At 44.5% G+C, this 23,465-nt stretch carries 24 protein-coding genes and 1 riboswitch; of the genes, 13 read left to right on the top strand and 11 right to left on the bottom strand.

What is annotated here, in order from left to right:
- Window positions 1–153 precede the first annotated feature (153 nt).
- The 4 genes from ASG93_RS00245 to ASG93_RS00230 all read left to right on the top strand — a co-directional run bounded on the left by ASG93_RS00245 (window position 154) and on the right by ASG93_RS00230 (window position 3,756).
- Window positions 154–990, top strand: coding sequence for a TerC family protein (locus tag ASG93_RS00245; protein ID WP_056827663.1), 837 nt, complete (start codon window positions 154–156; stop codon window positions 988–990).
- An 89-nt stretch (window positions 991–1,079) separates the two neighbouring features.
- Window positions 1,080–1,262, top strand: a complete 183-nt coding sequence (locus tag ASG93_RS00240; protein WP_056827661.1) for a hypothetical protein — start codon at window positions 1,080–1,082, stop codon at window positions 1,260–1,262.
- Between the two features lie 248 nt (window positions 1,263–1,510).
- Window positions 1,511–3,301 (top strand): oligoendopeptidase F, encoded by a 1,791-nt coding sequence (pepF, locus tag ASG93_RS00235; protein ID WP_056827659.1) that lies wholly within the window; start codon window positions 1,511–1,513, stop codon window positions 3,299–3,301.
- A 137-nt stretch (window positions 3,302–3,438) separates the two neighbouring features.
- Window positions 3,439–3,756: a lipopolysaccharide assembly LapA domain-containing protein gene (locus tag ASG93_RS00230; protein ID WP_082614624.1), complete on the top strand. Its 318-nt coding sequence runs from the start codon at window positions 3,439–3,441 to the stop codon at window positions 3,754–3,756.
- A 55-nt stretch (window positions 3,757–3,811) separates the two neighbouring features.
- On the opposite strand, the gene ASG93_RS00225 is transcribed toward ASG93_RS00230, so the two are convergent.
- Window positions 3,812–4,639 (bottom strand): DUF92 domain-containing protein, encoded by an 828-nt coding sequence (locus ASG93_RS00225; protein WP_056827657.1) that lies wholly within the window; start codon window positions 4,637–4,639, stop codon window positions 3,812–3,814.
- 192 nt (window positions 4,640–4,831) lie between these two features.
- On the opposite strand from ASG93_RS00225, the gene ASG93_RS00220 reads away from it, so the two are divergent.
- Window positions 4,832–6,019 (top strand): HD domain-containing phosphohydrolase, encoded by a 1,188-nt coding sequence (locus ASG93_RS00220; protein ID WP_056827655.1) that lies wholly within the window; start codon window positions 4,832–4,834, stop codon window positions 6,017–6,019.
- A 66-nt stretch (window positions 6,020–6,085) separates the two neighbouring features.
- On the opposite strand, the gene ASG93_RS00215 is transcribed toward ASG93_RS00220, so the two are convergent.
- Both ASG93_RS00215 and ASG93_RS00210 read right to left on the bottom strand, forming a co-directional pair.
- Window positions 6,086–6,712, bottom strand: a complete 627-nt coding sequence (locus tag ASG93_RS00215) for a fumarylacetoacetate hydrolase family protein (protein WP_056827653.1) — start codon at window positions 6,710–6,712, stop codon at window positions 6,086–6,088.
- 17 nt (window positions 6,713–6,729) lie between these two features.
- Window positions 6,730–8,007 carry a CapA family protein gene (locus ASG93_RS00210; RefSeq protein WP_056827651.1) on the bottom strand — a complete coding sequence of 426 codons (1,278 nt, stop codon included), beginning with the start codon at window positions 8,005–8,007 and terminating at the stop codon, window positions 6,730–6,732.
- Window positions 8,008–8,161: 154 nt separating this feature from the next.
- Between ASG93_RS00210 and ASG93_RS00205 the strand changes: the two genes are divergently transcribed.
- Both ASG93_RS00205 and ASG93_RS00200 read left to right on the top strand, forming a co-directional pair.
- Window positions 8,162–8,935: a metallophosphoesterase family protein gene (locus tag ASG93_RS00205; protein WP_056827649.1), complete on the top strand. Its 774-nt coding sequence runs from the start codon at window positions 8,162–8,164 to the stop codon at window positions 8,933–8,935.
- A gap of 91 nt (window positions 8,936–9,026) precedes the next feature.
- Window positions 9,027–9,245 (top strand): hypothetical protein, encoded by a 219-nt coding sequence (locus ASG93_RS00200; RefSeq protein ID WP_056827647.1) that lies wholly within the window; start codon window positions 9,027–9,029, stop codon window positions 9,243–9,245.
- 811 nt (window positions 9,246–10,056) lie between these two features.
- Here ASG93_RS00200 and ASG93_RS00195 read toward each other — a convergent pair.
- Window positions 10,057–10,692 (bottom strand): O-methyltransferase, encoded by a 636-nt coding sequence (locus tag ASG93_RS00195; protein ID WP_056827645.1) that lies wholly within the window; start codon window positions 10,690–10,692, stop codon window positions 10,057–10,059.
- 135 nt (window positions 10,693–10,827) lie between these two features.
- On the opposite strand from ASG93_RS00195, the gene ASG93_RS00190 reads away from it, so the two are divergent.
- Window positions 10,828–11,979 (top strand): THUMP domain-containing class I SAM-dependent RNA methyltransferase, encoded by a 1,152-nt coding sequence (locus ASG93_RS00190; protein WP_056827643.1) that lies wholly within the window; start codon window positions 10,828–10,830, stop codon window positions 11,977–11,979.
- 191 nt (window positions 11,980–12,170) lie between these two features.
- On the opposite strand, the gene ASG93_RS00185 is transcribed toward ASG93_RS00190, so the two are convergent.
- The 4 genes from ASG93_RS00185 to ASG93_RS00170 form a co-directional block, all read right to left on the bottom strand.
- Window positions 12,171–12,566, bottom strand: coding sequence for a VOC family protein (locus ASG93_RS00185; protein ID WP_056829232.1), 396 nt, complete (start codon window positions 12,564–12,566; stop codon window positions 12,171–12,173).
- A gap of 416 nt (window positions 12,567–12,982) precedes the next feature.
- Entirely contained in the window at window positions 12,983–13,288 is a 306-nt protein-coding gene (locus tag ASG93_RS00180) for a hypothetical protein (RefSeq protein ID WP_056827641.1), read from the bottom strand.
- 104 nt (window positions 13,289–13,392) lie between these two features.
- Window positions 13,393–13,486: riboswitch (cyclic di-GMP riboswitch) on the bottom strand.
- A 111-nt stretch (window positions 13,487–13,597) separates the two neighbouring features.
- Window positions 13,598–14,821, bottom strand: a complete 1,224-nt coding sequence (locus tag ASG93_RS00175) for an MDR family MFS transporter (RefSeq protein ID WP_056827639.1) — start codon at window positions 14,819–14,821, stop codon at window positions 13,598–13,600.
- Between the two features lie 1,146 nt (window positions 14,822–15,967).
- Window positions 15,968–16,975, bottom strand: a complete 1,008-nt coding sequence (locus tag ASG93_RS00170) for a hypothetical protein (RefSeq protein ID WP_056827637.1) — start codon at window positions 16,973–16,975, stop codon at window positions 15,968–15,970.
- Between the two features lie 111 nt (window positions 16,976–17,086).
- On the opposite strand from ASG93_RS00170, the gene ASG93_RS00165 reads away from it, so the two are divergent.
- Window positions 17,087–17,971, top strand: a complete 885-nt coding sequence (locus ASG93_RS00165) for a TIGR01777 family oxidoreductase (protein WP_056827636.1) — start codon at window positions 17,087–17,089, stop codon at window positions 17,969–17,971.
- A gap of 61 nt (window positions 17,972–18,032) precedes the next feature.
- On the opposite strand, the gene ASG93_RS00160 is transcribed toward ASG93_RS00165, so the two are convergent.
- Window positions 18,033–19,523, bottom strand: coding sequence for an esterase-like activity of phytase family protein (locus tag ASG93_RS00160; protein WP_056827634.1), 1,491 nt, complete (start codon window positions 19,521–19,523; stop codon window positions 18,033–18,035).
- A gap of 190 nt (window positions 19,524–19,713) precedes the next feature.
- Between ASG93_RS00160 and ASG93_RS00155 the strand changes: the two genes are divergently transcribed.
- Window positions 19,714–20,208, top strand: a complete 495-nt coding sequence (locus ASG93_RS00155) for a glutathione peroxidase (protein ID WP_200984423.1) — start codon at window positions 19,714–19,716, stop codon at window positions 20,206–20,208.
- Window positions 20,209–20,261: 53 nt separating this feature from the next.
- Here ASG93_RS00155 and ASG93_RS00150 read toward each other — a convergent pair whose 3' ends face one another.
- Together ASG93_RS00150 and ASG93_RS00145 are read right to left on the bottom strand one after the other, a co-directional pair.
- The gene (locus ASG93_RS00150) at window positions 20,262–20,483 is read right to left on the bottom strand and encodes a DUF1450 domain-containing protein (protein ID WP_056827630.1); all 222 of its coding nucleotides are present in this window, start codon (window positions 20,481–20,483) and stop codon (window positions 20,262–20,264) included.
- The gene (locus ASG93_RS00145; protein ID WP_056827628.1) at window positions 20,483–20,785 is read right to left on the bottom strand and encodes a hypothetical protein; all 303 of its coding nucleotides are present in this window, start codon (window positions 20,783–20,785) and stop codon (window positions 20,483–20,485) included. Before ASG93_RS00145 ends, ASG93_RS00150 begins: the two co-directional genes overlap by 1 nt.
- A 216-nt stretch (window positions 20,786–21,001) precedes the next feature.
- Here ASG93_RS00145 and ASG93_RS00140 point away from each other — a divergent pair, with 216 nt between their 5' ends.
- The 3 genes from ASG93_RS00140 to ytvI are packed head-to-tail and all read left to right on the top strand — an operon-like array spanning window position 21,002 to window position 23,278.
- Complete coding sequence (locus ASG93_RS00140; RefSeq protein WP_029199371.1) at window positions 21,002–21,361, top strand: winged helix-turn-helix transcriptional regulator; 360 nt, start codon at window positions 21,002–21,004, stop codon at window positions 21,359–21,361.
- Window positions 21,362–21,399: 38 nt separating this feature from the next.
- Window positions 21,400–22,146, top strand: a complete 747-nt coding sequence (gene map / locus ASG93_RS00135; RefSeq protein ID WP_056827626.1) for a type I methionyl aminopeptidase — start codon at window positions 21,400–21,402, stop codon at window positions 22,144–22,146.
- Window positions 22,147–22,165: 19 nt separating this feature from the next.
- On the top strand, window positions 22,166–23,278 hold the full coding sequence (ytvI, locus tag ASG93_RS00130; RefSeq protein WP_056827625.1) for a sporulation integral membrane protein YtvI: 1,113 nt from the start codon (window positions 22,166–22,168) through the stop codon (window positions 23,276–23,278).
- Window positions 23,279–23,465: the final 187 nt, after the last annotated feature.

Here is a 23,465-nt window from a genome sequence, read left to right as displayed (position 1 = left end):
CAGGTCCCGGCTTTATTGGCAACGACAACGTTGTTAGCAAGACCTTTGCCATGTTTATTGGTGAAGGTCTTTTTTGATGAATTAGAGCCTTCACCGGTCACCGGTGCTAGGCTCTATTTTTTTCAAAAAATACGCTAAAGGGAGTGTTCGCTCATGGATTGGTTATCAACAGGTTTCTTCGTCTCACTGCTCAGCATTATTCTTATTGATTTGGTGCTTGCGGGAGATAACGCTATCGTTATCGGTATGGCTGCTCGTAATTTGAAAAAAGAAACACAAAAACAAGTCATCCTCTTGGGTACGATAGGCGCCATCTTCATTCGTGCTCTTGCAACAATGGCTGTCGTTACCCTTCTGAAAATTCCTGGTCTTCTACTGGCCGGCGGTATTCTTCTCCTCTGGATTTCGTATAAACTGCTAAGTGAAAAGAAGAATCACGGAGATATTAAAGCCAAAGACGGCATCTGGGCTGCCATTCGAACGATTATTGTGGCTGATGCCGTGATGGGTCTCGATAATGTCATCGCTGTAGCAGGTGCTGCTCACGGTAACTTCATACTTGTCATTATCGGGCTTCTGGTAAGTGTGCCAATTGTAGTTTGGGGCAGTACACTGTTCATCCGATGGATTGAGAAATATCCGTCAATCCTATATATCGGTGCAGGTGTGCTCGTATTAACCGCTGGAAAGATGATTACTGGCGAGAAGTTCCTTGCCCCTATTTTCAGCTCAAATCCACTTGGCAAATGGTTATTCATTGGCTTACTCACTGTGGTTGTGCTTGCAGCCGGTAAATGGTCGAAAATGATTGGCTACCAGGTCGAAGTTGGAGACAGCGGTCAGCTTACACTTCCTAAAGAATTAAGTGAGGAAGCACAGATTGCTGCTGAAGATCGGTTTACTGTCAAAATGGATTCTCGCGGCAAGTTCATCCTGGTCAAAGCGGAGGATGATGAAAATCCGGATGAAACGATGCAGCATGCCGGCTGAAAAAGGAGTTTTGATTTGCACAGCGAAAGTTACTAACATGCGTTAGTTAGCAAGTGTCATACTCTATAGGGATAAGGATGATTCAAACAATGGCCGATTCCGGATCTATCATCACATTTGTACTCGTATCCTTCTGCCTAGCCATCATTTTGATTATGAAAAAAGACAGCCTTCCGGCACAAATGAAACGATACCTAGCCTTGCTGGCGATTGTCATGGTCTCGTTATCGTTTGTACTAATCTTAATTAGTTTCTTTGGAGCCGGAAAGTAAATTTACTTCCTTCCAGCTTTTTCATATAATCATAAATGAATAGGTTAACGGTCATACTAGGTGAAAACCATGTTATGGGATTTTATCAAGATCATCCCTTGTGGGAATACGCCGGGAGCGTGACCGTAATGCGCTGGATCTATGTGACTGCGGCTATGGGACTACTTCTAAGCTCGATCCCAGCAGCTGAATTACATGCCAAGGATAACCGATTACCCCAATCTCAAAACAAGGACAGGAGGGCTCCGATGACTCAAATATTGGATCGCAAGCAAGTACCGGCCGAGCACCGATGGAATCTGGAGGATTTATTCGCCGATCAGAAGGCTTGGGAACAGGAATTTCAGAATGTGAAAAACTCGCTTGGCAAAATCAGCGCCTTCCAAGGAAAACTCAGCGATTCCGCTACGGTAAAGCAGTGTTTCCAGTTGGAAGATGAAGTCTCTGTGAAAACAGAAAGACTGTATGTGTATGCCAACATGAAACATCATGAAGATACAGCAGAACCAACCTACCAGGCCTTATCGGATAAAGCAAAAAAAATTAGTGTCGAAGTAGGAGAAGCGCTCTCCTTTATTTCACCGGAAATTCTCAGTTTATCGGATGAAAAGCTTCAGCAGCTGGTGAACGATCCTTCATTATCTTTCTATAAGGACACTCTCGAAGAAATGATTCGCCAGAAGCCGCATACGCTATCCAAGGATCAGGAAGCCCTGCTTGCTCAAGCGGGTAACATGGCCGGAGCGCCAAGCACCATTTTCGGTATGCTGAACAATGCCGATTTGAAATTCCCGAAAATTAAGAACGAAAAAGGCGAAGAAGTCGAACTTACTCATGGAAGTTACATTCAATTCCTAGAGAACCGCAATGCCGAAGTTCGAAAAAACGCCTTCCATGCTGTCTACGAAACTTATCGCAACAATAAGAATACAATTGGCGCAACGCTTAGCGCGAATATTAATAAAAATATCTTTTATGCCAAAGCTCGTAAGTACCCTTCCGTTCTTGAATCCACCCTGTTTGGGGACAATATTAAGAAAGAAGTGTATACGAACTTAATTTCCACGATTCACGATTCTTTGCCGCAGCTGCAGCGTTATCTGAAGCTCCGCAAGAAGCTGCTTAAAGTCGATGAATTACATATGTACGACCTTTTTGCCCCGCTGGTTGAAGAGTTCAAGATGGACATCACCTACCAGCAAGCCAAGGAAGAAATTAAGAAAAGCTTAGCGCCACTCGGCGAAAACTACTTAAAAATTCTTCAAGACGGCTTTGATAACCACTGGATCGATGTATATGAAAACAAAAATAAGCGAAACGGCGCTTACAGCTGGGGTGCCTATGGCACACATCCTTACGTGCTTCTGAATCATAAGGAAAACCTGAACAGCATGTTCACATTGACACACGAAATGGGTCACGCCATTCATTCGTATTTGTCTGATGAGAACCAAGAGTACCGCTACGCGCAGTATACGATTTTCCTTGCGGAAGTCGCTTCTACGCTTAATGAGGCACTGCTCATGGACTACTTATTGAAACGTGTAACCGATCCGAAAGAAAAGCTTTACTTGCTTACTTACTACGCGGATCAGTTCAGAACAACGGTATTCCGTCAGACGATGTTTGCTGAATTCGAAATGATTACGCATGAGAGATCAGAAAATGGGGATTCTCTGACACCACAGGAATTTAGCGAAATCTACTATGGCTTGAATAAGCTGTACCATGGGAATGCCATGGTCGTGGATCAGGATATCGAGATGGAATGGGCTCGAATTCCTCACTTCTACAACAGCTTCTATGTGTACAAATACGCAACTGGCTTCTCGGCAGCAACCAGCTTCGCGAAACAGATTCTCGATGAAGGCCAGCCGGCCGTAGACCGTTACTTGGGCTTCTTAAAAAGCGGCGGCAGCGACTACTCACTGAACATCTTGAAAAAAGCCGGTGTAGACATGTCCACACCGGAACCAATCAAGCAAGCGATGAGTGTCTTCAGCTCCCTGCTTGATCAAATGGAAGAGTTAACGAAGTAATTGTTCTGAAAGAGGTTGAGGGCGTGCGCCTTCAACCTTTTCTCAACATATAAGAATTTATAAGTTTCACATGATAAGTCGGCTATATTTCTAAGGACGGCGTAGCCGTTTATTTGGGGTGAAAGGATGAATGATGGATGAAGATGCAGTGGATTCTCATATCTGCTTTAGTATTCGCTCTCATAACGGCTGTTTTTGCCGTCATTAATGTCGAACCGGTTCAAGTCAATTTCATGTTTGCTCAAACATCCACACCCTTGATCCTTGTCATTTTAACATCAACCTTGTTAGGCGGGCTGATTGTTGGCCTCTTCGGAATGGTACGCCAGTACAAGCTGCAGCGCAAAGTTCGCCAGTTGGAAAAGCAGCTTCAGGATGCCTTGTTTCCCTCAACTCCCCCGCAACCGGCGCATGATAAAGATCAAACGGAACCCAGTGGTTCAACGGTTCATTAAGCATACAAAAACAACCCTGCTGCACAGATTGCAGTAGGGTTGCTTTGTAGTTATTTTAAAATATCAAAATACTTATTACTAAACACATAATGCCTCCGACTAACGAGGATACTGCATTGACCCTATCATTTGTCATCCAACTCATACCGCGAATTTGTGCGGCTTTCTGGTTGCAATGAAACTGTTTCTCGATGGTTTTCCCGCAAACGTTACACCGATACATCACTTGAAACGTCGCCCCAAGCCAAGAATCAGCCAAAGAACCAATCAAACCTGATAATGCACCCAGTATGATTAGTGCTGCAAGTATCCCTGTCTCATATCCGGACTCGCCTATTTGACTGAACCATCCACTAACCAAACCAATGAATGCTCCTCCCAGCAATGAAGCCAGCAGTCCCAATCCCGTTATACCGCCCGATGTGCCAGCTGGGACATGCTTGCCGCTAATGATTGAACGCGGTGTAGACTTACTCATTCCGCCTATTTCCGTAGCCCAAGTGTCCGCATTGACTGTTGCCATAACCCCAACAAATACAATCCACCAAGTTGGATCGGGCCAAACTGCATTCCCTAGACATAGCAATAAACCAAGACCGCCATTCGCAGCAACTTGTCCGGCATCGCGTCTTCCACCTTTGGCATAACCGCTTTCTGCTGCGGATTTACGTTGATGCTTGAGTTTTGACAATAAGGTAGAAGATACGAAGAAGGCGATAAGTGTCCCAAACCAAGCTAAGCTTCCCAGTGCATACATCGATGTACCGAGCAGCACAGCAGCTGCCAAGCCCGATAAGGATAAGGATCTCTTCCAATAAGCCGCACCTGCGATAATCAAGCTTCCTGCTAAACCCCAAATCCACTCCACAAGCAGCACTCCCATTCTCTTCCATTCCTTTATAGACCGTTTAAAAATTACTCTAATTGTATCATAGTCGTATTCGAGGCATCATGTTTACGATCCTTTCCATATCTATCGACAAATTCATCTAAAATTTCGGTTAACTCGAGTTGATATAACCAATTTCTATGAAATTTATGATAAACTAAATTCGGTGAATGTTAGGAGGCTGATATGGAGAACGATCAATTCAATACAACACCCCAGTTAAAAAGAGACCTGGATCCTCAGGAAATGCTGCGTGTCATTTTTAACTATGCAGCCAAAATTGCGAACGAACGAATCCTAGACAATGTACTTATGCTGATGGCCGATATGGGACGAGAGATGATTGTCTCTGATCGTTGTACAGTTTGGTTGCTTGATTCGAACAAAAATGAGTTATGCTCCAAAGTAGCTCACGGTCTCGACGAAATTCGAATTCCTAGTACGGCTGGCCTTGTCGGCTATGCTGTAACGAATGATAAAGCCGTTTTTATACATGATGCATATACGAATGAAGAGTATAAGTCCTATCTCCTGAATGGAGCTCTTCGAACAGACCAAATAACAGGTTACCGTACCAAAGCTCTCATGGTTATTCCGTTCCGGAACAGCCAAGGTGAAATTATGGGGGCTTACCAAGCCATTAATAAGCTGACGGCAAGCGAACAATTTTCAGATAAAGACATGGAATATTTAACGTTAGCTTCCTCCTACGCGGGTAAGTCATTAGAATCTGCTTTGCTTACGAACGAGATCGAGGAAACGCAGAAAGAAATTATTTTCCGAATGGGGGCAATTGGTGAGAACAGGTCCAAAGAGACAGGAAATCACGTGAAGCGTGTAGCGGAATATTCTTATCTCCTAGCCTTAGGATTAGGTATGAGTCAAGAAGAAGCTGAATTGTTGAAAATGGCTTCGCCTATGCATGATATCGGTAAGGTGGCTATCCCTGATAGTGTCTTAAACAAACCTGGGAAATTAACGGATGATGAATTCAAATTGATGCAGAACCATACATGTATTGGTTATAACTTGCTCAAGAACTCCAATCGCCATATTCTGAAGACGGCTGCTATTGTTGCTTATGAGCATCATGAGAAATGGAACGGGCGCGGATACCCACGCGGAATCAAAGGCGAAGAGATTCACATCTATGGCCGAATTACAGCGATTGCTGACGTATTCGATGCACTCGGCAGTGAGCGTGTTTACAAAAAAGCTTGGGAGCTCGATCGGATCTTGAATTTGTTTAAAGAGGAGCAAGGCGAACATTTTGACCCCAAAGTGGTTGATGTATTTTTCCAACAATTGCAGGCCATCCTTCGAGTTCGTGATGAATATTCAGACGCTGCTTTAGAGGATTCAACCGAAGTTTGATCAAAGAAAAATAAAGGGCAGTTCTCTCAGGTCATTAATGACCTTAAGAGACTGCCCTTAAATTTGTTACATGTTAATCGTAACTGCTCCAAATACTTCTTCTCCCCATAACAGCTCCATGCGATCACCTTGATGCACAGGACCTACCCCTTCAGGAGTACCCGTATAGATGATATCGCCAGCACCTAAACCATAATGCTTGGCAATGTAATCAATGATGGTTTGAAGATTGAAGATCATATTGCTAATGTTGCCGTTCTGAACAACCTGTCCATTCTGGCGAAGCTGGAAGTTCGTTTCCGACAGCTTCGAAGCTCCTGGGAATGGTCGGAATGTACTGATTGGCGCTGAATTCAGAAATCCTTTGGCAGGCAGCCACGGCTGACCCTTCTTCTTAATGACGTTTTGAACATCCCGAAGTGTAAAGTCAATACCGAGTGCATACTTATCGACAATCTCATCCACTTGGATGCCTTCTGTATAAGGCTTAGCGATATGTAGAACAAGCTCGGCTTCATAGTGAATCTCACCTTGATCACCGGGAAGCGCCAATTCTCCCCCATTCATTGGGGCGAGTGCATGTGTCGGCTTGGTAAAAATCATGGGTTGATCGGGAACATCATTCCCCAGTTCAGCGGCATGTGCCCGGTAGTTGCGACCTACACAGTAAATATTGCGAACAGCTTCTGTCATGTTGATTGCTCCTCATCTTATTTCTTACTAACATTTCCTTGCGCGTCCACTTGAGCGCCTATCGAGATTTTACTCAAACGCTGAAAGAGCTTTGCGCCATCATCCGTACTCATCGGAGTCGGCAGTGCTGCTTTGGTCAAAATTGGCACAAGGTGGATATCGCATTGTTTGTCTTTGGAACATGCGGCCTCTAAAATAACTGTTTCCCAAGTCTTCGGGGTATCATTGGTTGTAAAAATGAAATTACCTAGACTATAAGCAATCCATTTGCCTTTATATTGCTCAAAGCCTTGTAAGACATGCGGATGGCCGCCCACGATAAGATCAGCGCCAGCATCGATGTAACGATGAGCCAGGTCTTTCTGATTCTTATCTGGATTATCGCTTCTTTCCACTCCCCAATGGGTAACGACTACAACAAGATCAGCGCTTTCTTTTGCTTTCTCAATGGCTTCTACCGGGAGCTTGTAATTATAGGTTTCAGCTACGCCGGCATGGCCAGGACCTGCTTTCCATGAAGCCTCTGGAACGACACGGCTGAAGCCGAAGAAGGCAATCTTCACACCATCTTTTTCCACAATGACAGGTCGGTAAGCTTCTTCCAAATCCTTACCTGCTCCAACTCGCTTAACGCCCTCTTGATCAAGGGCATCCATTGTATCCAGTAAACCTTCTGTACCATAATCCATTACATGGTTATTTGCTAGATTAACGAGATCAATTCCGGAAGCTTTTAGGGCAGGCAACGCCATCGGCGAAGAACGATAGACGTAATCCTTATTTTGAACTGTACCTCTTGTCGTTATGGGTGTTTCTAGATTAGCAATCGTAAAATCGGGCTTGCTCAGAAAGTCTTTTACATTCGTATAAGGGTAATCATAGCCTTTTTGTTTTAAAATATCTTCCACTTTGGAGGCCATCAATACATCACCCACAAAAGTTAACTTCACTTGCCCGCCACTGCTCGTGGGCTCACTCGATGCGGCAGGAGCAGGAGTCGGGATAACGGCTTTTGCCGTAGACTCTGGGCTAGACTTTGCGTTTGGCTCCGCACTCGGTGTATTCGCTGTGTTCGTTGGTTTGGTTGGCACAGGTGTAACGCTTGCACCAGGTGATGATGCTGAATCTTGCTGAACTGCGGATTTACTGTTCGATGTCCAATAGGAAGCGCCTATGCCAATAACAAAACAAGCTGCTGCGGCAAGCGTAAGTCCCCCAATTACTTTGAGCGGGGTCTTCTTGTTCGTAGAGCGTTCTTTTTTCGGTTTACGGTGACGATCTTGTCTGGATTCCAATCAAAACATTCCCCTTTCCCCCTACAAATTATAGCAGAAGAATCCCACCTTGGGTAATAGTAAGAGACTCTCATTTTCAGATTCATAAGCCTTGTGGTATAACAGAAGCATAGCTAAGCACATTCGAGTTTATCATAGAAAGGGAACGAATACGTTGGAGAAAATCGCAATCATATCGGATATTCATGGTAATTTACCCGCACTGGAAGCTGTGCTTTTAGATATTGAACGCCGAGGAATTAAACGAATTATTTGTTTGGGCGACCTTGTGGGTAAAGGGCCCGATTCCGCTGCTGTCGTTGACCGTATCAATGAGGTATGTGAATCCGTTGTACAAGGAAACTGGGATCTGGGGATTACCCTTCCGCAGGAGCAGCCTTCCGGTTTGTGGCATCAGCAGCAGCTTGGTGAGGATAGGCTTGCTTATCTGAAACAGCTGCCTTTTTCCGTTGATTTAGATGTAAGCGGCAAATTGTTCCGACTCTTCCACGCTTCTGCGCAAAGTGTTTATCATAGAGTGAAACGTAAAGCCTCCAAGGAAGAACGCCTCGCCATGTTTCAAAATACCGAGATGACAGGTGTGCCGACAGATGGAAAACAGCCCGATATTGTCGGCTATGGAGACATTCATATTCCCTATCTTATAACGATCAAAAACCCATCAGAGAAACGCTCTGTGAAGCACGCGAGCAGCGGTCTGATGCTCTTCAATGTTGGAAGTGTGGGAACGCCGTATGACGGCATTCCGCAAGCTTGCTACTGCGTTTTGGAGGGGGAAACCGAAAGTAATGTGCAAGCTGGGTTTGCGATTCAATTCGTACGTGTTCCTTATGATATTGAACATGCTGTTCGTTTAGCTTACACCGCGCAAATGCCGGAAAGTCATAGGTACGAGCTAGAGATTACTACAGGTCTGGTTCACAAATGAAGGATTAGGAAAAAACAGGCAAATTTAATCATGGGAATTTCTTCCACTATATGGTAATATAGGCGTATCATTGAAAGTGAGGATGCCATCCATGAGCCTGAACTGGCGTAAAATTGTTTTGATCGTCGTATGTGCAGAATTATTATTTATTTATTGGAACGGCATCAGTGCTATTTCTTTCAAGAAGCAAGAAGTCACTCACCCTACTGCCACATCACAACCGGTGCCGCCGTTAACGCAAATCAAACCAATTACTCCTGGCAAATTAAGCGAGTCTGACTTCCATATATCTGATCAAAAAGCATCTTGAGCAATGAAAAAACGCTCTAAGCTATTGATAGCTTAGAGCGTTTTTTCGTGCAAAGAGGAAGTTGTAGTGACTATATGCCGTGCGTCCACTTTATTGAGATACAACCAAGTTGAACTTTTTCAACTGATGTTGCTGGGTGCATGAATCCATATTCGCGGTTGATGATGTTGTAAAAACAATCATGACGTCTACGATGCCACCACAAGAATGAAAATAATGTGCTCACGTTTGTTATTTTCGTATAAAAGTTGAGTGCGAGGGCAGGTAGATAATCAAGGATAGGTTCACTTGTGGGTGAACCTTAATTGTTTGACCCGCCTAAACCATGTGACGTGCTCTGTTATTGGAGCTTATAGTGAAAAGTTTGGTGCGAGGGCAGGTAAAATAGTATTCTGTTTAAATACTGATAAACAGCTGGTCGAATTCAACTCTGCGGAGTGACTTCGGACATTTAAGCTGCTAATCTGCGGATCATAGGGAACGAGGAGCCGCTATTTCGGTGATTATGCCGATTCCAGACCGGTACGCGGAAATTTTGACGTTTTTCCGTTTTTTACACCTCGAAAGCGGGAAATAGAGGCTCCTCGTTCTGCGAAAACGTGAAATACGCGTTTTTGCACAAAATAAGGCTCCTATGTTCCGCTAAAAAACTTGTCACGTGAATTGTTGTAAAAATATTAAAAGATACAATATTGGTAAACCGCGATAGCCCTTCTACCTCACGAAGCTGCTGAAAGAAACGAAAATCGAATTTATGCCTACCATTTTTCTTCTGATGGAGTGGCTAATGAATGAATCGACAGTCTCAGCACTACTTCACTCGTGCTAAAGCCAAGCCATCATAAGCTGGCAGGATGGTGCTTTCCAAACGCGGATCAGTAGCGACCAGCTGGTTGAAAGTACGCATCGCTTGGACCGCGGCTTTGGTTTGGTTCGTGTCGACGACTTTTCCTCGCATCAGCGTGTTGTCCCCCGCAATAATGGCGCCAGGATTCGCCAACTTGATTGCGAGCTCCAAATAATTCGGATAATTCACTTTATCCGCATCGATAAAAAAGAAATCAAATCGTTCTCCCTGCTCAAGAAGCTCATTCAGGTGATTGAGTGCTTCGCCAATCCGGTACTCAACGAGCTTGCCAAGGCCCGCATCGGTCAGATTTTGCTTGGCTACATCAGCAAATTCTTGTTTTAACTCGAGCGAAATAAGCTTGCCGCCCTCTTTCAAGCCTCTCGCCAAACAAATACCGCTATAACCACCCAAAGCTCCTATTTCCAACACCTTCGTCGCGCCAATCATCTTGACCAGCATTGTTAGCAATCTGCCGTATCCAGGTGCAATCGATATTTCGGGCATATTCTGGGTGCGTATGACTTCCTTCACTCGCTCTAGAACTGTATCTTCTTCGTATAAACCCTCCATATAGCTCTCGGCTGTTATGGTTTCCATGTTTTTTCCTCCTTAGAAAAGCATCAAAGCATTCACTTTGCGTGTTCCGTTTGTAAGTGTAACCTATTTGTCCTATACTTGTTAATTGTATGAGTTTTATGAGCGATGCACAACCCGGATGGAAGGAATCTAAACATGCCACAACAAATTGAATTAATCGCAACTTGCCCAATGGGACTTGAGGCCATCGTTGCTCGCGAAATCCGTGATCTTGGCTACAACGAAGCCACCGTCGAGAATGGGCGTGTCCGTTTTCTTGGCGATGAGTTGGCCATCTGCCGCGCCAATCTTTGGCTAAGAACCGCCGATCGCATCTTGGTAAACATGGGCCAATTTAAGGCACTTACTTTCGATGAGCTTTTCGAAGGCACCAAAGCGCTTGCTTGGCCGGACTGGATTCCGAACGATGCCGAATTCCCTGTGGAAGGGCGTTCCCATAAGTCACAATTATCTAGCGTTCCCGCTTGCCAAGGAATCGTGAAGAAAGCCGTCGTAGAGAAGCTAAAGCTCCGTTACGGAACGGAGTGGTTCCCCGAGAACGGGGCTCGCTACGTGATCGAAGTCGCGCTCCTGAACGACATCGCGACGCTGACGATCGACACAACCGGCGCCAGCCTGCACAAGCGCGGCTACCGTAAGCTCGTGACCGAAGCGCCGCTTAAGGAAACCATGGCGGCAGCGATGATCCTCCTCAGCCGCTGGAAGGTCGATAGACCGCTCTACGACCCGTTCTGCGGGTCTGGGACGATCCCGATCGAGGCTGCTATGATCGGATGGAACATCGCGCCAGGACTGCGGCGCAGCTTCCCTAGCGAGGCGTGGGGCAATATCCCGCGCAAGCTGTGGGACAAGGCTCGCGACGAGGCCTTCGATGCAGTTAAAGATGATGTTCCGCTGAACATCATCGGCAGTGACATCGATCCCTCTGCCATCGAAGTGGCAGAGGCTGCTGCGAAGGCTGCCGGCTTGACGAAGCAGTTCAAGCTGCTTGTAGAACCAGTAGCCAAAGCCCGCCCGCGCGGTGACTACGGCTGCTTGATCACCAACCCTCCCTATGGAGAGCGGCTTGGTGAAGCGCAAGATGTCGAGGTGGCGCTGCGCCAGCTCGGAGCACTCACAGCTCCAATGCCGTCATGGAGCATGTTCATCTTAAGCCCGAGCACACAGCTCGAGCACTATATGAACCGCCGTGCGGATAAGAAGCGCAAGCTATTTAATGGACGGATCGAGTGTAATTTGTTCCAGTATCTTGGACCATTACCACCTCGCAGACACACGGATAAGTAAAATAATAAAAATCCCTCAACGGCTCATCCGACCTAACTGCATGCAGGCAGCGGTCAGATCAAGCAAGTGAGGGATTTTATTTTATAAACAAAAACCAAATCAATAATGCCCATAAGGGAATGGACACAAGAATACTCCATAAGCAGCCTTTGGCAAACCGCAGCTTTGGCTCTTCTGTCCTTTCTTGGCGATCATTTCGCATGTTCCACCAACTCCAAGGGCAGCCCATCCGGATCTGCAAAAAATGTATATTGGTCACCGGTAATAGGATCAATCCGCACCGGTTCTACCGCAATTCCCTTGCTCTCAAGTTCTTTAACACTTTGATCCATATTCGGCACGACAAAAGCTAAATGCCTAAGGCCCCTTGCCTCAGGCTGGTTAACTCGCAGCGGAGGGTTCGGAAATGAAAATAACTCGATCTGCTGTTCGGTCTTCCCGATGCGTAAATCCAATTTATAGGAGTCACGTTCTGCACGATACGTTTCGTGTATGATCGTTAATCCAAGTAAATTGACATAGAAGTGTTTCGATCGCTCATAATTTGAGCTAATGATTGCCACATGATGAATTTGTGCTAACTCCACTCCATTCCCTCCTGTCCCCATTTCATGAAAAACCGCATTCCGGGAACTCCCCATCCTGCGGTCCGTTTCATTCATTTTATCCATCTGTTCTCATCGTTTCAACAATTTTCTTCAAAACTTCCTCAGCGTTCACATAGTCAACTTGGCAAGTACTAGCTGCATGATGACCAAACCGTCCTGCATATCTTTGGGATGGACGAATTCATTTCATCCACCATGTTTAACTTTTTGAAAAGCATAGCGCATACTAAACCACCAAAATCCGAACGTGTAATTAATCTCATGCTATGTATCCCTCTAATAATAGTTCCAAAGAACTAATTAAATCTCTGACATTCATATCAGCTAGTTTCAATTTGTGACAATGATTTTGTCTTTACAATTCCCTTACTGCTGAAAATAAAAAAACGGTACGCCTAGATAGGCTGTACCGTTCTTAATTTGGATGATAAACATTGATAAAGCCTTGTCAAAAATGCTTCAATTTGCGACATCGGCGGCATTTTAACAGAAAGCTTAACTTCGCCTTTCCAGTAGAAAATCAAGATGCTGTTGTTTCTCCCGTGAAACATTTCAACATCCCAACAAGCTTCATTTAACGCGTACTCTTCCCGATTAATCATGAGCTTCGGTCCATCCGTGGAAGGCACCAAACGGGCAACATGATTACCACATAACGAAGTCACTTTTTGTTCTTCTTGTAGTATTCCTTCAGATTGCATGCTGCTGGATCCTCCTTTTATTTTTACGCAAATTTGTTATGACAGAGAGAAAAACCCCACCATAATGAACCGATCGGAGGGGTTCTGATGTTGATTCCCAATCGTTCGGCGGCTGGCTGGCTGCGAGTCCGGTTTCAGGACAAGGAAGCCCCTTTAGCTTTGCGTCACTGGCTTTCGCCAACTTTGCCTTTGTCGTGATGTCTTATTAAATGTCTGAGCAGCTAAGATTAATAAATATCTACACTTTCAAGGATACGGGAACTTGTTTTGAAATCGAATAGTTCCTAAGAACTAATTTTGCAATATTTTTCAAAAATTTTCTTTTTTCGACGTATTTTTCACCATTATTTGACGAATTGTGCCTCTCCAGTAGAAAATGGATCCACTAATCGTAAGAACAGCCATAAGAACATATAACGTATTACCACCATAAGAAACGAGCAAGAACCCACCTAACCAAGGTCCAATAAAGTGTCCTATGTTCGTTAAGGTTTGAGCGCCAAAATACGTGCCACGCATATGCCCGGGAGCTAATTTGTCAATCAACATATTAGCAGCAGGGTAATTTAAGATCTCGCCAAAGGTGAAAATACCCATCGAAATAATAAGCCATACCAGCGAGTGGGAAAATGCAAAACCAACATCCCCTAACGCAAACATTAGGTTTCCAACTATTATTGCAGCAAGAGGCGTGTACTTCTCTGCCCAACGAGTAAGCGGAATCTGCATGGCAATAACTACGATTGCATTCACACTCATTAAGATCGCAAACATTTTCACACCGTCTGCAAAGTTATGCTCCAAATATTGCGAAAGTGTCACCATCACCTGTGAGTAACCGATAGCTCCAATAATACCGCCAAGGATATACAAGCGAAAAGTCACATCACTGCGAATCACTCGCAAGGCAGAACTAAAGGTAATTGAAGATTTCTTCTCGCCTTCGATTTTCTTGATGCCAAAAGCGATGAGCAGTGCGTAAAGGGAGACCGCATAAATTAAATAAATCGTTCCTGTAATGAGAAAAGGCAGCGCACCGTTCATCGTAGCGAAAAAGGCACCCAAAAGTGGTCCGACAGCAACACCAACATTGATTGCCATATATCGCATCGAAAACACTTTAAGTCTCTTCGCAGGTTCTGTAAGGTCGGCCATCAACGCCTGCGACACAGGCTCATAAAAGGATCGGCACACGCCGTTCAGCATATTTAGCAGCATAAACAGGATTGGTAATTTAACCATGCCGAAGCCTAAGAACACGAATGCCCAGCCAAAAAGAGCAGCCAGCATAATAATTCGCCTTCCGAATCGGTCCGATAAGGTGCCCCCTATAAAACCGCCTACAGTCCCTGCCAAGGAACCCATTCCGATGATAATTCCAATCATCACCGCACTCATCGACGTATGTCTGGATAAATAAATCGCGAGAAAAGGCAAACTCATGGAGGACGCAGCCCTAGCCATAACGGTTCCAAGAATTAACGTATGTACAATGGGATGATAAGAACTTAGAAAACCACGTAACCGATTCATTTGAAAGGACTCCTATCGCTGCTTAATTTACCGTAGGTCAAAGAAATCGACACCGAATTCCAATTATACACGAAAAATGACGATATGTGTCTCCAATTTGTTCTAATTTCGAATCTGTGCGCATGGGGTTACGGATTCTTGGCAGGATGGCTGGGGTTGGGGTTGGTTCTCGCTCAGAAGCAAAGATGTAAAAAGTACATCAAAATTTGTTAAAAGTGACACATTAGGCAAGTAATCATGCATTTTGTACATCAAATTCAGACCGAATCTGGCTTTTGAGCCTGAAACTGTAGATTTTGATGTAGTTTTTGCAGCTTCTGCCTAGCGAAGGCTAGTTTGAGCAGAAATTACCTGCACTTTTTGCATCAAGTAACAGGCTGTGTAAGGCGAGATTGCTGCTTTGGTAAGATGGGGGCTTGAAACCCATAATTATCATTGTGGGTTGGATAATGTGGATATATATAGCAGGATTGTGCATTATATGGGGATAGGTCCAGATTGCCTGTATAGACCATGGGACGCGCTCTGTTATTGCAGGTGTAGTAAATGTAGTTTCAAAATTTCGGTACTAAGCTGCTGATCTGAGGCTCGTGGGGAACGAGGAGCCTCTATTTCGGTTATTTTGTCAATATTGGGCCCATATGCGGAACGTGGGGACACTATTTTGGCGTTTTGATGTTTTTATACCTCTGAGGCGAGAATAGCGGCTCCTCATTCCGCGAAACCACGAAATACGCGGTTTTGAGTAAAATAAGGTAGCTCCGTTCCGTCAAACTGGGAGGAGCAATGCTGCACTTTTCATATGTGAAGCTAATTTTAAGAGTAGGCTCCGCCACCTCCCATACTCAAACAAAAACACTCTCCGACGGAGAGTGCAAAAGAGCGTGTCTATTGTGTGCTCAATGTTCAATGTAGCTATTGTTCTCTCAGTGTTCTCAGTGTGCTCAATGTTCATTGTGGCTGTTGTGCTCTCAGTGCTCTCAGTGTGCTCAATGTTCATTGTGGCTATGTGCTCTCAGTGTTCTCAGTGTKCTCAATGTTYATTGTGGCTGTTGTGCTCTCAGTGCTCTTTCGCGGCTTCCCCCGCATGAGGCCTCTTCGGGGACTGCGATTCCACGGATGAAATACTGCTTCCAAGGCCTTACCTTAACTGCTGCCGCAACTAGACCCGCAGCTCGATCCTGACGAGCAAGAAGAGCCCGAGCCGGAGCTGCAGCTGCTCCCGCTGCTGCAGCTACTGCCGCCGCCTGAATTTCCAGAGCTATCACCACTGCCACCAGAACCTCCACAACCCGATGAAGAACAGTTGCTATGCTTGTTATTATAGTTATTCGGTTCATTCACAGGCCACTGAGAGTTCATCCCGCTTGTAAAGTTATCACTATCCTGAATGGAGAAGAACATCATGGCTCCTGCCATGTACACCATGTTGTTCGGATTTGTTAGTGAATCCTTCCAACCTGTATCCTCAAACCTGCGGCTACTCACTGATTGTCTAGCTTCATGAATCGCCTGCTTAATGAGGATTCGAATCGTCTCTGCAACTTCGGGATATCGCTTCGCCTGCTCCATATCGAACCATTGCTCGGCGATTTCATCTTCATTCGCTTTGCGAAGCAAATCAGTTCGCTCCTCATCCAACGGATTGCGGAAAAATCCGTTCCAACACCGCGAACTCGTTGGAGTGAACTCGAACAGGTGCGCATATACCCAATCGAACCAAGCACGTTCACCTGGCATTTCCTTCGGTTCACGTTCAGGTGAATGATGAATAGCGTCACCAGCGAATTGATCCCCAAACCGTTGATATTCTCTCGTAAACATCAGCATCTCATGCCAAATCTCATCGATTTCGCTGCTAAACATCGGTGTTCTTTTTAATATGAGATTCATCAGGAAAAATCGTTTTAATTCAAACCATTTACAAGCAAACTCGTCATCGGACATGGAAGGATTCCCAGTTTTTACGCGATATTGGAGTCTTTCTACATAATCAAGTGGAAGTGCGCTATTCAGCTTAGCAGCGATACGTTCTAATGGAATACCTTCTAGCAAACCAAGCCCTTGGGGTAGATCTGAAGCTCGAAAGCTCGGTTTGGATTTCCCTACACGGCTTCTTGGTTTGGGTGATTTCCGGAATAAAAAACGAAACATTTGGCATCCCTCCCTATTTCCAATATAACACAGTAATGTTAAGAGAAGAATAACGTCAGTTGGAAAACATTGCATAATGGGCCTATAATAAAAGAAAGGAGGTGCTTCAGGATGAAAATAGCAGTAACCGGTGGCAGCGGGTTTATTGGCACACGATTGATATCTCATTTGCAGCAGCAAGGTCATGAAGTCATCAATATTTCACGTTCACCCAGAGCTGTTGTAGATCATGTACGTACTGTCACTTGGGATCAACTAAACACGGATTCGAGCGTATTCGCAGGACTGGATGCCATTGTCAATTTGGCTGGCGAGTCGATTAATCAGCGTTGGACACCTGCGGCCAAAGAACGAATCGTTGGGTCTAGACTAAAGGCGGCTAAGCAAGTGGCTCAGCTTGTTGAACACATGGAAGTGAAACCCAAGGTCGTCGTCAATGCTTCAGGAATGTCCATTTACGGTACCTCAGAAACCGAATCCTTTGACGAACGAAGTCCGCACCGCCCTGTTGATTTCTTATCAAGGGTAGTCGAGCAGTGGGAAGGCGCGGCTGATCAGATACAGGGAACACGAATTGTAAAAGTCCGTGTTGGCCTTGTCCTAGACGGCAAGGAAGGCGCATTCCCAAAAATGGCCTTGCCTTATAAACTGGGTATTGGCGGTCCGATTGGCAGCGGCAAGCAATGGCTCTCTTGGATTCACATCGTTGATATGGTGAGACTTATCGAATTCTGCATTCAGAACGAAGCAATTCAAGGTCCTGTTAATGCGACAGCGCCGAATCCGGTTACGAATAAAGAGTTTGGACGGGCATTAGCGAAAGCGATGCGAAGACCTAATCTATTCCCGCTTCCCGCTTTTATTTTAAAAGTGATGTTCGGTGAGTTATCTACTCTACTTCTCGAAGGTCAGAAGGTTCTCCCTCGCGTTTTGTTAGAGCATGGCTTTACGTTTAAATATTCTTTCGTAGACAAAGCCCTCGCTGATATTGTTTAAATAATAAAACCCAGACTACCGAGTGCGCCTCGATGAGCTGGGTTTTCGTTTTCGTTTACTTTTATTTCGTAGATAAATCGTCTGAAACTTGAATAAGCTGTAATTGAGTTGGTGCGTTTGTTAGTGTCAATACGCCTTTATCATCATAGCTAATACCGAAGTCATTGTCGTTTACAATCGCAATTGTATTTTTGTCAACAACCGTCAAGCCTTCAATCTTCTCATATGGGTATCCTAGTTTGGCAATATCCACAATTAATTCTTTGCTCACTGGTTGAATACCTTGGTCTTTGAGCTGCTGAATGGATAGGCTTTCCAGGTTTTTGCTTGTATCTGTTCCTAAAATATTCGTAGCCTTAGAGAAATCAGATCTGTAAATTCGTTTCAGCTGTGCATCAGCACCCGCATTCTTATCACGCTCATCAACTAGCAGCACATCACTGGATAGTGCGGAGAGATCACTGATCACGATATCTTTTTGGTTCACTTTGACGAACATCCCAGCTTGTTCAGCCACATAAACGTACTCGCCCACGATTTGTTTCGTGGCTAGGTCCATTTTGAGGATACGCAGATTTCTGGAAGACTCCCCTGTTTTCTTATCTGGATTTGCCATTGGACTTTGAATGGACGTGTACAAAAATTTGCCGTCTGGGGAAATCGTCACCCCTTCGAATCCACGGTTGGAAATACGCGTATTGTATACTTCAGGCAGTGTATCCATAATTGGCGTTTGAGCACCGGCTTGAACGAGCTTGTCCTTAGCGCCTTTAGGGACGTAACGCCCTAGAATCGTGCCATCACGTTTCACTTGTAGAATAGATGGGCGGTACTCATCTGAAATCCAAAATGTATCATCAGCAGGGCTGTACGCGATACCTTCCAGATCAAGACCGTCCGGATCATACGCCAGCTTCGTAACACCTTTCTCATCGTACGGCAATTCATCGATTCCAGCCAAGTTCGGCAGTCCTGTTATGTATTTGCTATTGCTTACTTTATCTAATTTGGCATCCGGAAGCGATAGTTTGATCGTTTCCAAGATTTCAATGTTTCCGTTCGTAATTTTGAATTTATAAATACGTGGAATATAGTTATCAATCGGGAATGTGCGAAGTTTATCTTTACCTACTTCACCGTTCGGTCCACGATCCGCCAACGTATAGAACGTATCAGCAGCATCTTTAGGTAAGTGAATAAGACCTGAAAAACCGCCTTCTTGAATACCTTTATCAAGTATAGGAGCATTTTTCCACTCAAATTTACCCGTCACTTTAGGAATATCTTTGAGTGAGATGGATTGATTCCATTCATTCCATTCGATTTGTTTGCCAAGCGCTTCACCAATGGTACGAAGAGGAATATATGTGCTTCCGTTAATGACAACGGGATCTTTATCAAGCGTAAGCGTTTTCCCACCAGAGGTTAGCTGAAACTTCACAGCAATAGCCTCCAACGTAGCTTGTCCTGCGGATACGACAGTTGTTGTAGAAACGGCACAAATGGCCGCAAGTACAATAAGCAGTCGTCTTCTTCTGAGTAATCTCCTCATAGTAACCCTCCATCATCTAATAAACTTTCACTGTGATAAGCATAATGCTTATATATTCGTGGAGTGTCAGAGGGATATAAAAAAAATGTAAATGATGAGAAAACCTTTATCTACTAAAAAAAAGCTTTTCAAACCCTTTAAAGTTGTGTACGATTAAATCTTGTAAAATAAAATGAAGAAGGTGATCCTTTTGAACGTTCATCAATTTACAGTTCGCACGATCCGCGGTGAAGAAAAGTCTCTAGCCGATTATCAAGGTCAAGTGCTGCTTATTGTGAATACCGCTACGCAGTGCGGATTTGCTCCTCAATTCAAAGGACTTCAAGAGCTCCATGACACATATAAGCAAAAAGGTTTTAGCGTGTTAGGATTTCCATGCAATCAGTTTAAGGACCAGGAACCCGGCGACGACGCTCAAGTCGAGCAAGCTTGCCAAATCAATTTCGGTGTTAACTTTCCGTTGTTCTCCAAAATCAATGTGAACGGCGCAGACGCCCATCCCCTTTATCAATACCTGAAAAAGCAGGCCTCAGGTCTACTCGGCTCAAGCATTAAGTGGAATTTCACAAAGTTTCTAGTTGATCAGCAAGGCAACGTGATTAAACGCTTCTCCCCTACTACTTCACCAAGCAAAATAGACAGCCAAATTCGCAAGCTGTTAGAGAAATCAGCTGTTCATGCTTAATCCTATTGAAAAGAAGAAAAGCATCCAATCCCAAAGTGGGCGGATGCTTTTTCTTATTTTACATACTTTTTGGCCTTTTCAATCACTTCGTCTTCAGTTGTTGCTGTCACATAGCGTCCATTAATAAAAATAAATGCAAATCGGGAACAAGGACCGCAATATGATTTGCAGGCAACTTTGACTTCAGCATCAGGTGCAATGACTCTTATTTTAGAAAGGGCAGTCTTCACCTTCATATGTTTGCATTTATCACAAATGCGAATATCATTGCGCATTAGTGATCTCCGTGATTCCCCTTGCTTGGGTTCGTAATCATGAAGCCTTCTTCTGGTGTGTAGAAGTAATCAATACGGATGCCATCCAGCAAAGGTTCATTTTTTTCAAGAATAACATCAATACCTTTATCCGTACTTACAAGGACGTCATTTTCTGATTTATCGTCAAGACCCAAACCATAGTGAGCATGGTCACCGTGTGAATGAGTCACTTGTACGCGAACCAATAATCCTTTGTTTTCTTCTTTATCAAGCTCCAACTGAAGTACTTTAGCTGCATTGCGTGAAATTTTGACGTTCATATGTACACATCTCCTGAAACTTTAATTTTTATTTCTTATTGTAAAGAATCTAAGGCACGAAATCAACCTTTGTCCCAAGTCACCCTTACTTCTTGCTAATTCACTAAACGAACTTTAAAATACATAGTAGTGAGCACAAAGAGCACTAATTACATTGAAGAAACTAACTTACATAAAAGTTAGTTCCATACATTCAATTTGAAAGGAAGCGGTCTTATGTCAACCCTAGAGAATGAAAAAGTCGCTCCACTCAGCAACTATGTTCCTAAAGTACCCAAAGAAATCGAATGTTCGGTTGAAAGAACACTTGAAGTTATTGGCGGAAAATGGGCTTTTCTCGTACTTCGCGAATTATTTTGCGGAACGAAGCGTTTCGGCGAGCTGCAGCGCCAGATAACTGGAGTCAGCCCTAAATCATTAACGGATATCCTTCGTCACCTCGAGGAACATGGGGTTTTGGAACGAATGGCTTACCCTACTGTTCCTGTTACGGTCGAGTATACCTTGACACCGAAAGGCCAGGATTTGCATCAAATAATAAAAGAAATGAAGTTATGGTCAGCAAAATGGACATAATGACTAATTAGGGACTATCACCAGAGGAGTGGAGCTTGATGATTACAATCAAAACCAAAGAACAAATTGAAAAAATGGGCAGAGCAGGTCGTATCCTGGCTGATTGCCATAAAGAAATTGCCAAAATGATCCGACCTGGTATTACTTCCTGGGAAATCGACCAATTCGTTGAAGGCTTTCTAACTAAGCACGGAGCCACTCCTGAGCAAAAAGGGTATCACGGTTATCCATATGCTACTTGTGCATCGGTCAATGATGTGATCTGTCACGGTTTTCCCAAGAAGGAACCCCTGAATGACGGCGATATTGTAACCATTGACATGGTTGTACGTATAGATGGTTGGTTGGCTGATTCCGCGTGGTCTTACGCTGTAGGTAACGTTTCTCCGGTTGCCGAGAAATTGCTGCAAGTAACGAAAGAATCTCTATACAAAGGAATTGAGCAAGCCGTTCCCGGCAACCGTATCGGCGATGTAGCTCATGCCATTCAGGTCTACGCGGAATCGCATGGTTTTTCCGTAGTAAGAGATTTTGTCGGACACGGCATTGGCTCCGAGATGCATGAAGAGCCGCAAGTGCCTCATTATGGGCCTGCAGGCAAAGGGCCGCGGATCAAAGAAGGCATGGTCTTCACGATTGAACCGATGCTAAATATCGGTAAATATCATTCCAAAGTAGATCAAGATGGATGGACAGCAAGGACTTATGATGGCAGCTTGTCCGCTCAATATGAACATACAATTGCCATTACAAGTCAAGGACCGATCATTTTAACCGAACAATAAAGATTCCGGAGGAACATGCATGATTTCTTTTTACAAGAAATATTGGAGAACAGCCTTTGACATTGCTCTCATTGTTCTAACCGTCTATTTATTCATGCTGTTATTTAGTTACCTGTATCGCATCGCTACCCCTATCTTTCTGGCTCTGATCATTTTCATGATGATCGAGCCTTTTGCTAGGTTTTTGCATCGCAAAGGGATACGCAAGTCAATCGCTTCGGCGATTTCGACCTTAGTATTCGTCCTTATTATCCTTGGCGCACTGACCGGTGCCGCTGTCATTTTCACCAGCCAGATCATGAGCCTTGTCGATAAGGTGGATGAATATCAAGCGATTTTTAACGATCAAATTGTACATAAAATTAGCGAATTGAATGACCGATTCCAAACTCTGCCACCTGACGTTATTGCGAAAGCCAAAGATTATGCTGGGCAATTCGCCGGCAATGCTTCTAAGTTTATCATTGCTTTCTTATCTGGATTGGCAGCCTCGTTGACATCCTTCTCAACCTTCATGTTCAACTTCATCGTCGGGATTATCTTAGCCTACTTCCTCAGCATTGAAATTGATTCTTGGAAACGCCTTGCAGGTGAAAAAACACCAAAAACCTTCAAATCCGTCTTCTTTTTTCTCAAAGAAAATGTCGTGAAGGGGATCGTCTCCTACATAAAAGCGCAATCCAAACTGATCTCTTTGACGTTCGTTGTTATATTTTTCGCCTTGCTCCTGCTCGGAGTTAACAACGCTTTCTCCATCGCGCTATTGTCAGGCATCTTCGATGTACTGCCGCTGCTCGGCGTATCCACCTTGTTCATTCCATGGATCATCTACCTGTTTATTGTTGGGCAAACGACCCTAGCGATCTGGCTAAGTAGCTTACTCTTGGTCGTCATCCTCGTCAGACAAATTATGGAGCCAAAGATTACTGGGGAATCACTCGGAGTATCGGCCTTTACGACCTTAGCCTTCATGATTATATCCCTTTCCCTCTTTGGATTTGCAGGGGTCATCCTTTCGCCTGTACTGATCATTCTAATCAAAGCTCTGTATACGCAAGGCTACCTGCAACGCTGGATTCGTAAGCCAGAGGATGAGTATGTTCAAGGTAAATTACCTTATAGCGGACCTTAATTATTGAAAATACGGCTTGCGCAGACTTTAGGCGAGAGTGCTTGTAAAGGTTGATACAAAGCATATGACGCCCTGAGCGCATGTGGCGCTTCTCGTGCCGGCATATCCGTTCTTTGACGGCATTGAGCTGCTGCTGATGCTTCGGAAGCTACGGAGCTGACAGTCGAGCTCTGGAGCGCTGGGAAGC

This window comes from Paenibacillus sp. Soil787 (assembly GCF_001429545.1).
Lineage (GTDB): Bacteria > Bacillota > Bacilli > Paenibacillales > NBRC-103111 > Paenibacillus_E.
This window is presented reverse-complemented; position numbering and strand designations above follow the sequence as displayed.